At 39.2% G+C, this 13,549-nt stretch carries 6 protein-coding genes; 4 read left to right on the forward strand and 2 right to left on the reverse strand.

The features are described from left to right. Positions 1-76: 76 nt before the first annotated feature. The gene (locus V7K25_RS03455) at positions 77-1,120 is read right to left on the reverse strand and encodes a nitrilase-related carbon-nitrogen hydrolase (RefSeq protein ID WP_335155083.1); all 1,044 of its coding nucleotides are present in this window, start codon (positions 1,118-1,120) and stop codon (positions 77-79) included. 182 nt (positions 1,121-1,302) lie between these two features. Here V7K25_RS03455 and V7K25_RS03460 point away from each other — a divergent pair, with 182 nt between their 5' ends. The 3 genes from V7K25_RS03460 (at position 1,303) to V7K25_RS03470 (ending at position 4,652) form a co-directional block, all read left to right on the forward strand. Further along, positions 1,303-2,232, forward strand: a complete 930-nt coding sequence (locus V7K25_RS03460) for an NmrA family NAD(P)-binding protein (protein WP_335155085.1) — start codon at positions 1,303-1,305, stop codon at positions 2,230-2,232. A gap of 257 nt (positions 2,233-2,489) precedes the next feature. Further along, positions 2,490-2,990, forward strand: coding sequence for a hypothetical protein (locus V7K25_RS03465; protein WP_335155087.1), 501 nt, complete (start codon positions 2,490-2,492; stop codon positions 2,988-2,990). A gap of 45 nt (positions 2,991-3,035) precedes the next feature. After that, positions 3,036-4,652 (forward strand): sensor histidine kinase, encoded by a 1,617-nt coding sequence (locus V7K25_RS03470; protein ID WP_335155089.1) that lies wholly within the window; start codon positions 3,036-3,038, stop codon positions 4,650-4,652. 193 nt (positions 4,653-4,845) lie between these two features. Here the strand turns inward: V7K25_RS03470 and pbpC are convergent, their stop codons facing one another. Further along, entirely contained in the window at positions 4,846-7,185 is a 2,340-nt protein-coding gene (gene pbpC, locus V7K25_RS03475; protein ID WP_335155091.1) for a penicillin-binding protein 1C, read from the reverse strand. A 570-nt stretch (positions 7,186-7,755) separates the two neighbouring features. On the opposite strand from pbpC, the gene V7K25_RS03480 reads away from it, so the two are divergent. After that, positions 7,756-13,425, forward strand: coding sequence for an alpha-2-macroglobulin family protein (locus V7K25_RS03480; RefSeq protein ID WP_335155093.1), 5,670 nt, complete (start codon positions 7,756-7,758; stop codon positions 13,423-13,425). The last annotated feature ends 124 nt before the right edge of the window (positions 13,426-13,549 follow it).

Genomic DNA, 13,549 nt, shown 5'->3' on the forward strand with positions numbered 1-13,549 from the left:
TGTCATTTGTCAATAATTAATAGTTATTCTTCCCTTGCTCCCTCTACTCCCCATTCCCCATTCTCCATTCCCCAATTCAAATAATTCCTAGTTTGGCTAACCGTTCAATGGTGGCTTGCTGCGTTTGGAGGAAGTGTTTGCGGTCTACTTCTCCTTCCAGCATAGTATTAGCTGGGTAAAAGTGTGATTGGCGATAACTTTCGGCGTATAGTTCAAATCGTTGGCGGGCAAGTAAATTATTTAACCCCGGTCGGCGGCGGTCGCGGCGTAATGCTCCTAAATCAATCTCTGCAAATGCTGCCATGCTCTCACCTGCACCTGTCTCTGCTAATACTATTCCACGATGGTCAATGATTTTAGAGCCACCATCAGCCGAAGCAATGGGGATAGCAATATTAGCGATGCCTGCGGTATTGGCTGAAACCACGTAAGCCATATTTTCGACGGCGCGAGTGATTTTTGCCGCGTCTTTGGGTGTGAGGTTTTTGTTATATACTTCCGAGGTGGAATGGACAAAAATCTCCGCTCCTCGCATCGCCAAACACCGCGCCACTTCTGGATACAAAATTTCTTCTGATGCTAAAGCCGCCAAATTACCGATCGCTGTTTTGGCTACGGGAAAAACTCCTTCTAAACCATAGCAGTCAAGATATTTATCCCAAACATCATGGGGTGTGGGAGCAAATAAAGAATTTAGCCGCCGATATCGCAAAACAATTGAGCCAGAGGGGTCAAGAATAAAGCAGGTTTGGAAGTACAATCCAGGGAAGTTGGGGTCAACTTCGTAGGCGTTACCAGCTAAAAAGATTTTATGCTTTTGGGCAATTTTACCAAGTGCTTCATACTCAGCACCAGCCATTTCTATACAAGCTTTTTCTGCCCATCCTAAGAGAGAATCTCCCATTGGGAAACCAGTGAGGAAATATTCTGGCAGTACAATTAAACGACAATCGAAGCCGATGAAAGCGATACTGGCAGCAATTTGTTGCCCTAGACGGTTGATGGAGTTTTGCATGAGCGATCTTGCTTGGAGGCGATCGCTTGTTTGGTTGACTGCATGACAAGTAACTTGCAGCGCCAAGGCCCGAAAGGAGTTTAGATGATCGGTATTATCTGCCATGCGGTGTCCAAATTTTCTTACTACCTTATATAAAAGCAAAAAACCAGCATCTAGCTTATGTCAGAATTATTCTTAAATCTTCCACTGAGCTAGAACAACTGTAAATGGCGTGGAATTATTGTTTGCTTTTCCTGTCTTTGGATAAACTTAATTTAAATAAATAACTCTAGGTAGAAGAGAGAATGTCAAATTTCCCCGATCGCACAGAGTCAAACACTGGTAAAGTTTTACTCATCGGAGTTACTGGCGGCACAGGTGGAAATGTCGTTAAGGGATTTCTCGAACAGAAAGTTACCAACCTGCGAGTTATCACTAGAGAAATTGACCTTAATCGTCCAACTCTTGCAAAACTCAACAATGCCGGAGTTGAACTGGTAAAAGCCAACCTCGACGATGAAATCTCCCTCATAGATGCCTTTACAGGAATTTCTGCTGTTTACTGCCATGCTACTTCTGCGGACTCCGCTAAAATTGACCCGCTAGAGGTGGAGAGAGCAAGGCGAGTTGCACAAGTAGCTAAACAGGCTGACATTAAGCACTTTGTCTACAATGGAGCAGGTGGGGCTGATAGGAATTCAGGAATCCCCCGCATAGAGCAAAAGTATCAAGTAGAGAAAATTCTCAAAGAAGCTGGCTTACCGACTACCATGTTACGAGCCTGCTTGTTTATGGAGGAGTTTTGGAAGAAGTACACGCGACCTTCCATCCTCAAAGGTAGTTTCCCATTTTCCATTCAACCAAACAAGCCCCTTCATTTAATTACAACGAAGGACATGGGGCGCGTTGCTGCTTACGTAATTAAACATCCCACCAAGTATATTGGTCAAGAAATTGAGCTAGCTGGCGATGTGCTGACTCCTCTTGAGATGGCAGAGGCATTCTCCCAAGCGCAGGGGATGAAAGTTGTCTACAAAGAGACACCCGCCTGGATTTTCTTACTCTTGCTGCAAAAGGAACTGTTCGATTTGATTCAGTGGTATCGCAAGCAAGGTTATCAAGCCGATGTCTGGCGTTTACGAGAAGAGGAGTTTCCTGGAATTCTCACCACATTTAGGGAATTTTTGGCAGAAACCAACTGGGCAAATACGGAACTCACCTACGAGAGTCTGTAATCGGAAGTACACTGTGGCAAAAATTGGCGGTTATGGAGTTTTGCATGAGCGATCGTAATGACACTTTATTCAGTCTATGATTTCTCATTTAGATGCCTTTGCCCTTAGTCTAAATTAAGTAATAATACTGCAACTTCATAGAAAATAGATTTTATTATACTTAATTATGAATATAAAAATAATTTTCTGGGTAAATATAGACAAATCAGAGTAAAAACAAATACTAATAAGTTAGTTCTTTTGTTATTAGTATACCTATGGCTTTTGATTTAGATAAAACTTTTCAACTAGACATAGCTCAAATGAATTTAAAAAAAGTACATACAGTAATATTTAGTTTACATAAACCAAAAATTCCTTTTGTAATTTCGTTACTAGAGAACCCTAATAGTCCATTGGCCTTACCCGGAAAAATTAGTCTGCGCCATCATGATTATATTCACATACTTTTAGGTAGAGGTATTTCTCCTCAAGATGAAGATTTTGTAATTGGATTTACAATGGGTAATGACTTAAAGAGTAATCAACTACATTTATTCATCTATAAACTTTTTGCTAAATTTATATATCTATATTCTGATAAATTCTCGTCATTAGATTTAATAACTTTTAATTTTGGCTTTATATACGGCAGAAATATTAAATTTAAACAACTAAATGAGATTAACTTTGAAATTTATCAAGATGAACCTATAGGAAATTTAAAAAATATTTTCGGGATTAATCATAAGAATATAAAACTTATAGAAAAGTATTAAATTTTATTAATACTCAATGACCATATATCTAAAAAAATTATCAAAATGCACTTTTACCTTTCTAATAAACTGAGATTCGTTCCCTCTCAAATAGTAACTATAACGTTACTACTAACATTAATCTTGTTTATTCCTCAAATCTGCCTCAACTGGCAAGCATATTCTAACTTTAATAGTATTACTAAATATGAATTCAAACTCCAAATGTTGAGTGATGAAATTACTTATCTTGATGAAGTATTAACGATGTCAGCACGCATGAATGCTGCTACAGGAAAATTTATTTGGGAAGAACGGTATCGCCAATTTGAACCTAAACTTGATCTTGCTATTAAAGAATTTATTAAATTGGCTCCTAAAGTGGATGAGAATGAGGATGCTCAAAAAATTGATGCTGCTAATCAACGCTTAGTAGAAATGGAATATCAATCTTTTGTATTGGTTAAAAAAAATCAAAAAGAGATAGCACAAATATTACTTTCTAACCATGAGTATGAAAGTCAAAAACAAATTTATGCTGATGGTATTGCTAAAAGGAAGCGTAATATCTCACTTCAGTTACAGCAAAAAGTTGATGATTATTACAAAAGAATGTTTTGGGCAATTTTAGAATCTATTATAAGTTTAGCAATGCTGATTCCGGCATGGCTTTTAGTATTGCACTTATTACAGCAATACTTAAAAGCTAAAAAAATTGCTCAAGCCGCCTTAGAAGAAACGAATTATCGGTTAGAAATGCAAGTTGCAGAGAGAACGGCAAAACTAAAAGAAAAAAATAATCAATTAAAACAGACACTGGAAGAATTGCAACACGCTCAAGTACAGCTTATCCAAACTGAAAAAATGTCCTCATTAGGTCAGCTAGTTGCTGGTGTTGCTCATGAAATTAATAATCCAGTTAATTTCATTTATGGTAACCTGATGCATGTTAGAGAATATAGTCAGGATTTACTAAGTTTAATTAACCTGTATCAGCAACAAAAACTTAATTACAATTCAGAACTAAATAGTTTGATTGATGAGATAGATTTAGAGTTTATTATTGACGATCTGCCGAAGATATTATCCTCAATGGCAGTTGGTACTGACCGCATTCGTGAGATTGTGCTAACTTTGCGGAACTTCTCGCGTCTTGATGAAGCAGAAATGAAACCTGTTGATATTCATGAAGGGATTGATAGCACTCTATTAATTTTACAGTATCGTATCAAAGGAAAGCATAAACAGCAGGAAATTTCAATAATCAAAGATTATGGTGATTTGCCCCTTGTTGAATGTTATGCAGGAGGACTGAATCAGGTATTTATGAATATTTTAAGTAACGCTATTGATGCTTTATATGAATGGGAAGAAGAGTGTTTAAGTTTAAAAGGAGAGACTAAAAAAATTCTTAGCTCTATTATTATCCATACTCAAGTTAAGAATGAAGAGTGCGTGCTTATTAGTATTAAAGATAATGGGCCAGGAATACCAGAGGAAGTTAAGAATAAATTATTTGATCCTTTCTTTACTACTAAACCTATAGGTAAAGGCACTGGCTTAGGATTATCTATTAGTTACCAGATTATAGTAGATAAGCACAAGGGAAAAATCGAGTGTATTTCTTCACCTGGTAAGGGTACAGAGTTTTTGATTGAGATTCCAATTAAGCAGATGCGGTAAGCAAATATATGCACTATGCAGCTTACCTGCTTCCTTGCCTTTTGTTCAAGCTTACATTGTTTCTGAAACAGATATATTATTTGTGGTCATACCTTTGACATAATTTTGCAATGGCTTTGTCAATACGATCTGCAATAGTTTACTCATCAAACTGTTTAACGGAACTAGGCAGGTAATCCCTGCCTTTTTTTATTTATGGATGATTCCCCTTTACCTGAGAATTACTAATAGAAAATCCTCGACGCGTAGGTTTAATACTAGCTAATTCCACCTGAAAACTTACCTTGTCAGTTATTTCCCCGCTTCTTGCTTCCAAAGTCCACTTACCAGGACGCAAATTCCAAAATAAAGAATTAGCTGAGTTTGTATCTAGTTTTTCCCCATTTAGCCACCATTCAACAACCGCAAATTTATTTCCTGTTAACTTAAATTCGAGTTTTTGCTTCGCTGCTTCACCTGGATACAGTAAAAATAAATCGCCATGATGCGGAGATAAAATTCTCAAATTGTTAGAAACAAGACTCGATTGCTGTTGTTTTGCCAACCACTCATTGTACTCTGGTGGTAAATTGAATTGATTGTCACTTTCGTAGGCAATTTTATCTTCTGGATAAAAATATTCTTGGACAACTGAGTTACAATCGGGTGTTGGTCGTAACCCCGAAATTGCACAAACAGGTAATTGCACTAAACCTTCTGGAGGTGGAAAACCTGCTGGTTCTTGATGTTCGTGCAGATGTAACATAATTCGATTCCACAAGGGTGCAGCCCCGGTAACGCCTGAAACCTGACGCATTGGTTCGCCGCTGAAATTACCTACCCAAGTAGCAACGGTGTAATCTGTGGTGAAGCCAACTGTCCAAGTATCCCGAAAATTGGAAGAAGTGCCAGTTTTAACAGCAACAGGGAAAGGTAAATTTAACACTGAGTCTACGCCAAATGCTGTTGCACGAGCATGGTTATCACTAAGTATGTTGGTGATTAATTGCCATATTGTGTGGTTGGGGAGTCGGGAGTGGGGAGTCGGGAGTGGGGAATTGGAAAATGTGCTTATTAGCGGCGTAGCTTCTCCAAGTCGTGCCATAGTAAGGTAGGCACGGGCTAATTCCCAGAGACTGACTTCGCCACTACCGAGAGTTAACCCTAAACCGTAATGTTCTGGAGTTTGATTAAGATGTTCAAATCCCAATTGATGCAGACGTTCTAAGAACGTTTCCACACCTACCTTTTCTAAAACCCTCACTGCGGGGACATTTAGGGAATTTGCTAAAGCGATTCGCACTCGCACAGGGCCAAGAAAGCTTTCAGTGTAATCTGTGGGGCTATAAAGTTTGGCGCCGGGAATGGCATAATGGGCGGGTACATCTGCCAAAATGGTATTTGGGCGAATTAAACCTTTTTCTAAAGCTAATTCATACACAAAAGGCTTGAGGGTAGAACCTGGTTGACGTAGCGCCTGCACTCCATCATTGCGTCCCAATTTGGCTTCATTAAAGTAATCAGGTGAACCAACATAAGCCAAAACTTCGCCAGTGCGGTTGTCAATCACTAACGCAGCTGCATCATGGACATTGTTGGCGGCGAGAGAAGAAATCACCTGTTGCACCTGTGCTTCGACAAACTGCTGTAAAGGGCGATTTATCGTGGTGCGAATAACGGATTGCTCCCTTAGAGGGGCTTGATTCTCCGCTTTGTAAGGGAGACTAAGAGGGATTTGATTGGCTAACCAAAACAAAAAGTGTGGTGCGGCGATAATTCCCCGTTGGCGAGACTGAAACACAACCTTTTCGGCGGATGTTCGGCCTGCGATCGCTCCACTAATATACTTTTCCTGTACCATCCGATTAAGGACGTATTTTTGTCGCTGCTTCAGCCGTTCCCAATGCTGGTAAGGGTTAAAGTATGTGGGATTATTGGGAATAGCAGCCAACAAACTAGCTTGAGCAAGATTCAACTCACTAGCTGGAATGGAAAAGTAAGTCTGCGCTGCTGCTTCCACACCATATATATTCCCTCCCATTGGCAGGCGATTGATATATGCAGCCAGAATTTCATCTTTATTCATCCCTGCTGCTAACCGCCAAGATAGCCAAATTTCACTCAGTTTACCAGAGAAACTACGCGGCACTGGATCTAACATCCGCGCTAACTGCATAGTAATTGTGGAAGCACCGGAAATAATTCGTTTCGCGTGAATGGCTTCTTTGCTGGCGCGGATAACAGCTTTCATATCCAACGCCCCGTGATGGTAAAAGCTGCCATCTTCGGCGGCTAAAATAGCATGGGTAAACTGGAACGGAACTTGATTTAGCGGTACTACTGATGTATGTTCTTGGTCACGGGTGAGTAATGTTCCTAATGGTAAACCATTGCGATCGCTAAATTGCATTGCCAACTGATTTTGAGTAATATCTGCGGCACGAATGGGCGCAAAATAAGGTAACAAGCGTACCACTAGGCAGATTAGCAGCCCAGCCAGGATAACCTTACTACTGTGCTTAAGTTTGAGTAGCGATCGTAAAATTAGTTTCATTAGGGAATCCCAGCCCAAGAAAACTTACTTTAATTTTGACGCGGCGATTATTACGTCTACATCAGTAAGTATGTCAAATACTTAATAAGTAATTTTTCCTAACTTAGCAGATATAACTTAATATTTGCAGAACTTAAATACTTCTTCATAGTTAAGAATTGTAGTGATTTTTGGAACAATCACACGGTATTGGTTATCTATGTAAATAAACATAGTTAAATCCAATATTTGAGTAAAAAATAGTCATTCGCTTTCCCTTATTATTCTTGGCATGTGCCAGCTTAATGAGGGAATCTAAACTTTTATCCGCTATAATCTGTGAATTTTTAATTTTAAATTACTAAAAATATGATTATCAGAGCTTTACTCCGTTTCCACCATAAAATTCTCTATTTCTTACTTCTCTTCTCTACGAGAGGCTGCGCCAACGAGACGCTGCGCGAAGGACGTCAAAGACGCGTTCGCGATAGCCTGCGGCAAGCCGAAGCCTCTACGTTAAAAAAAATTAGTCATTCCTCAAACCGAAAGAGAAGAATACAGTTTATTCTGCTCTTTACATTTATGCTAGGGATGGCAGGGTGTAATTTTTTTGGTATCAACTCAGGAAAAGAACAACTCCCAACAGTATCCGCACTCACCCCGCCTAAACTACCAGACTGGATTGAACAAATTAGTCCCATTGGAGATGCAAAATCTCTTAACCAAATCCGCATCCGTTTTAAAGAAGCTTTAATCCCAGTTGAAAGTCTTGACAATCCAGAACAGCAGAAAATTTTAGAAAAATTTGCCCTTTGGCCGCCTTTACCCGGCCAGTTTCGCTTTTTGACACCGCGCATGGTGGGTTTTCAAGCCGAGAAAGCATTGCCAATAGCGACAAGATTTCAAGTTACCCTCAAAACAGGTTTAGCCGATTTAAAAAATCATCGTTTAGACAAAGATTTACCTTGGACTTTTAATACCGAATCTATCAATCTGACTAATTTACCCGGTGTAAATCCCATTGAAAAGGCTGATATCGAACCAATTGATTTACAACAAAAATTACAGTTTACTTCAAATGTAGAATTGGATTTAGCTTCTGTACAAGAACATTTACAGTTAATTCCCAAAGGTAAAAATAAAGGTACAGGTTTTAAAGTTGAATTAAACAAAGAAGAAAAACCATTAAAAAATGAAGAAGAACCTTTAGAAAAATTTGATCCTTCAGCACGCAATTGGATTTATAACCTTATCCCCCAGCAAAATGTTGAAAAAGCAACTCCTTATCGCCTAGTATTTTCTCCTGGAATCCGCCCTGCTTATGGCAATCTACCTACAGAGAAAGAATTTGCCAGTAAGTTAGCAACTTATTCGCCTTTAGCATTTCAGAAAATTAACTTTTACGGACAGCCAGATTCAGGTGGAACATTTGGAAGATTTATAAAAGGGAGTCCTCAGCTAGAATTTAATAACGTCTTAGTGGCAGATTCAGCTAAAGAAAATATTACTATTAATCCAGCACCAAAAGACATTTCGAGAATCATCCAAATAAATGATGAAGATAAAGTTGTCGGCATCAATCCTTATGCACTAGAACCTGCCAAGACTTATACAATTACTATTGGCGGAAACCTTAAAGATAAGTTTGGGCAGACTTTGGGTAAACCTGTCACACTAAAATATGATACTGGAGATTTAGCTGGGGATATCTGGGTACCCTCAGATTTGAATATTTTCCCCACAGCAAAAGATTTACAGCTAAATATTAGTACGGGAAATTTACCAGAATCGAAGTACAAAGCAGCTTATAAAGTAGTTAAACCGACAGATTTAGTTTATTTTAATAATGGTAGTGATTTATTACCAGAACCTTCTGATTGGCAAAGCTTTAAGGTATCGGGTAAGAAAAATCAATCAGTTGATATTGCTGTTCCTCTGCGGGAAAAAATAAGTGCAGCTACGGGAATGTTAGCTTATGGAGTGCAAGCCCGAACTAATAAATATCAGGAGAATGGGAAGGAACTGTGGCGAGAACCTACGACTTATGGCATGGTTGAATTGACGAATTTGGGCGTATTTACTCAGTGGTTTCCTGAGTCAGGCTTAATTCACGTCAATCATCTTACAGATGGTTCGCCAGTTCAAGCGGCTGCTGTTGAAATTTATCAATCAAAGTTACAGGCTAAATCTCGCCCTGAACCTGTCCCTTGTGCAACGGGTAAAACTGATGAAAATGGAACTTTGACAATTATTCGTGAAGGATTACAGCAATGTTATTCGGGAAATGAAAGTTCTAGTAAATCACCACAATTATTAGTAATTGCCCGTGAAAATCAAGATTGGGCATTTGCTAGAGTTGAAGAATATAGCGGCGTTTATGGCTATGGTATTGATGCAGATTGGCAAAATGGTAAACCTGAATCACGCGGGGTAATTTTCTCAGATAGACAGTTGTATCAACCAGGCGAGAAAGCTTGGTTAACTGGTTTCGCTGATTTTTTACAAAATGGTGCAATCCAGCAAGATAAAAATGCTGCTTACCAATTAACTTTGGTAAATCCTGATGGGCAAAAGACTAATTTAGGTACGCAAACTACAAATGAATTTGGTACATTTTCTCTAGAACTACCTATCAAAACTACTCAGCGCTTAGGCTACTATACAATCCAGGGTAAGGGGAAGAATGGGCAAGAGATTTCTGGAGAATTTCGGGTAGCTGAGTTTAAGCCACCCAATTTTAAAGTCGAACTCAACTTAGATAAAGAATTTGCTCTGATTGACGAGAAAGTTAATATTAATGCTACAAGTAATTATTTATTTGGTGCGCCTGTAGAAGGTGGCGAAGCAAAATACTTTATCACTCGTCAACAGGCTAATTTTGTTCCTAAAGGTTGGGATGAATTTACTTTTGGTAGACAATGGTTATGGCCAGAGGAAACTCCTACTATATCTAGTGATGTATTGCAAACTAATATCCAGCTAGATGCTAGTGGTAAAAGTAGTCAAGCTGTGAATGTGGCTAATGATTTACCATATCCGATGACTTATCAGGTGGATGTGCAAGTTGCAGATGTTTCTAATCTATCTGTAGCCAATTCCAAAACTTTTACAGCCCTACCAACTAATCGCCTTATTGGGTTAAAAAGTAATTTCATTGCTGATGCTGGTAAAGCTTTTCCTATTGAAGTGATTGTTACTGACCCTACAGGAAAACCGATAACAGGTCAACAGGTGCAGCTGGAATTACAACAAATTAAATACAGCAGCGTCACGCAATTAGTGGAAGGTAGCCGAACTCCAAAAAATCAAGTTGAATATAAAACAGTTGGACAAGCTGAAATTACATCTGCTAGCAATCCGCAATCGGTAAATTTGACAGCACCCGAATCTAGTTCATACCGGATTAGAGTTAATTTTAGTGATGCCAAAAGCGAATTAAGTGCCACAGATTTACAAATTTGGGCAACTGGAGAAAATCCAGTATTTTGGGGTTCTAAAGAAAAAGATGTCTTAGAAATTCAGCTAGATAAAAAAGAATTTAAACCTGGTGAAACCGCTACTGTACTAATTAAATCTCCCTATCCAGATGCAGAATTGTACTTTGCTGTAATTAAAGACAAACCGCTTTATCAGCAAATTACCAAAACTCAGGGAAGCGCACCACAAATTCAGTTTAAAGTTACGCCAGAAATGCTGCCAAATGCAGCCATTGAAGCTGTCTTAGTCAGACAAGGTAAACCGATAAACCAAGTGGAAGCGGGAAGTTTAGATAATTTGGTGAAGATTGGTTTTACACCTTTTAAAGTTAACTTAGAAGATAAGTATTTAAAACTGCAAGTTAAGCCAGTTCAAGCATCATTAGAACCTGGTGCGGAGGAAACGGTACAACTAGAACTAAAGGATAATCAAGGCAATCCCACCAAAGGACAGTTTACAGTTATGGTGGTAAATGAAGCGGTGTTACAACTTTCTGGTTATCGGCCGCCAGATTTGGTGGATACAGTTTATGCAGAACAGGTAATATCTACCCGCTTTAGCGATAATCGACCTGATTTAATATTACAACCACAAGATGTAGCTAAACCCAAAGGTTGGGGTTATGGCGGTGGTTTCTCAACTGGTGCAGCCAATACTCGTACCCGCACCGATTTTCAAGCCTTAGCTTACTACAACGGTTCTGTTCTCACCGATGCTAACGGTAATGCACAGATAACCTTTAAATTACCGGATGACTTAACTACATGGCGGGTGATGGCTGTGGCCACCGATGGAAATCTGCGTTTTGGGAATGGAGAGGCAACGTTTATCACCACAAAGCCACTGCTAACTAATGCCATCTTGCCACAGTTTGCCCGTCCAGGCGATCGCATCCTTGCTGGTTTATCTGTAACTAACAACACTGGGAATACAGGAAATCTTTCAATAAATGGCGAACTTAGCGGTAATGTGAAGTTTGCTGATAAAAATCCCACAGCTACTTCTTTGCAAACCAAAGCTGAATCCGCAACTCACGCTTATCGCTTTCCAATGGTGGCGGATAGTGTGGGAGTCGGGAAAGTTCGCTTTACCACTCAGCTAAATGGTACAGCCGCAGATGCTTTTGAAGTTCCTTTGGAAATTAAGCCAATTGAAATTACAGAACAAGTCGTTGAAACTGGTGTCACTGAAAAACAGGTGAAGATTCCCCTGAATGTTGATAAAAATACTTTCCCTGATGCGGGAGGTTTAGATATTCAGTTGGCGAGTACCTTAATTCCAGAGATTCAAGCACCAGCAAAGCAGGTTTTAAAAGATGATGATTTGCCGTTTACAGAACCTGCTGCAAGTCAGTTAATGATTGCGGCTAATCTGCAAAATCTTATACAAAAATATGGTCAAACATTTGCAGAATTTAATCCTAGCCAACAGGCAAAACAAGCCATTGAACAATTACAAAAACTCCAAATAGCAGATGGTGGTTTTGCTGCTTTCCCCAAACAAGAAAAATCTGACCCTTGGGTTTCTTCTTATGCGGGTGAATCTTTAGCTAAAGCCAGTCAGGTGTTCCCTAATTTATTCGATTCTGCAATGGTATCTCGCCTCAAAACTTATCTGCAAAAAGTTCTGGCGAATCCTGGAGAATATGACTTTTGTAAACAAGTACTATGTAAAAGACAACTGCAACTTAATGCTTTAATCGCTTTAGCAGAATTGGGAGACAAACGCAATACTTTTCTTGCGGATATTTATGAACAGCGCAATAATTTTGATTTAGTAACTCAAATTAAACTGGCGCGATATTTATCTCAATTCCCAGAATGGCAAGATGAATCTCAACAATTAGTAAACAAGCTGCAACAAAGTATATATGAAACTGGTCGCACAGCAGTTGTGAGTTTACCCAGCAGTTGGGGATGGATGAGTTCATCTACCACGACGCAAGCGCAAGCAATACGTTTATTTATTGCCAAACAAAGTAAACCCGAAGTTATAGATAAATTATTCCAAAGTCTTCTGGCACTGCGGCGGGATGGCACATGGCAAACTAACTATAATAATGCCCAAGCCTTAACAGCTTTGGTAGAATATAGCCAACTGCAACCCACACCACCTAATTTTGTTACCACAGTACAATTAGCTAGTAATAAGTTAGGAGAAAATCGGTTTGAAGGTTATAAAAATCCTAGTTTACAGCTAAATGTGCCGATGAATCTATTACCTCGTGGGCATCAAGATTTAACGCTGCAAAAATCAGGTAATGGCACTTTACACTATCTGGTTACTTATAATTATCGCTTGCAGGGAAATCAACCAGGCAGATTTAATGGTTTACGCATAACACGAGAAATTAGTCAAGTAAATAAAGAGAAAGTTTTACAAAAAACAGGTATTTACGCTTTCGATAAACCCTTGACTTTAACCTCTGGACAGGTGTTTGATATTGGTTTAGAAATCATTGCCGATCATCCTGTGGATCATGTGGTGATTAAAGATCCGCTACCATCAGGTTTTGAGGCGGTGGATGCGAGTTTTCAAACTACCACAGCTGCATTACAAGCAAAAGCCGATAGCTGGGAACTTGGATTTAGGAATATCTACCGCGATCGCATTATCGCCTATGCCGACCACTTGGAACCAGGAGTTTATAGTCTGCATTACTTAGTCCGTTCTGTTACTCCTGGTACATTTTCTTGGCCTGGTGCAGAAGTTCACCTGCAATATGCACCAGAAGAATTTGGGCGTACTGCTGAGTCTACATTAATACTGGAGGATGTGAAGTAATAATTGTAGTTTATTGCATTTCTGCAACTGCAATAGACATCTCCGAAAACTATCAAAGCTTTGCTGTGGCTAGCTTATAAGATGCACTCTGCTTGCATCAAAAACTAGCTAGTCAATACGATAA

The organism is Nostoc sp. (genome assembly GCF_036919495.1).
Lineage (GTDB): Bacteria > Cyanobacteriota > Cyanobacteriia > Cyanobacteriales > Nostocaceae > Nostoc.

What these genes read in the sequence shown, in the direction of transcription:
- V7K25_RS03480 (WP_335155093.1), top strand. Translation starts at nt 7,756, where the DNA reads ATGGCAGGGTGTAATTTTTTTGGTATCAACTCAGGAAAAGAACAACTC.
- V7K25_RS03460 (WP_335155085.1), top strand. Translation starts at nt 1,303, where the DNA reads ATGTCAAATTTCCCCGATCGCACAGAGTCAAACACTGGTAAAGTTTTA.
- V7K25_RS03465 (WP_335155087.1), top strand. Translation starts at nt 2,490, where the DNA reads ATGGCTTTTGATTTAGATAAAACTTTTCAACTAGACATAGCTCAAATG.
- V7K25_RS03455 (WP_335155083.1), bottom strand. Translation starts at nt 1,120, where the DNA reads ATGGCAGATAATACCGATCATCTAAACTCCTTTCGGGCCTTGGCGCTG.
- pbpC (WP_335155091.1), bottom strand. Translation starts at nt 7,185, where the DNA reads ATGAAACTAATTTTACGATCGCTACTCAAACTTAAGCACAGTAGTAAG.
- V7K25_RS03470 (WP_335155089.1), top strand. Translation starts at nt 3,036, where the DNA reads ATGCACTTTTACCTTTCTAATAAACTGAGATTCGTTCCCTCTCAAATA.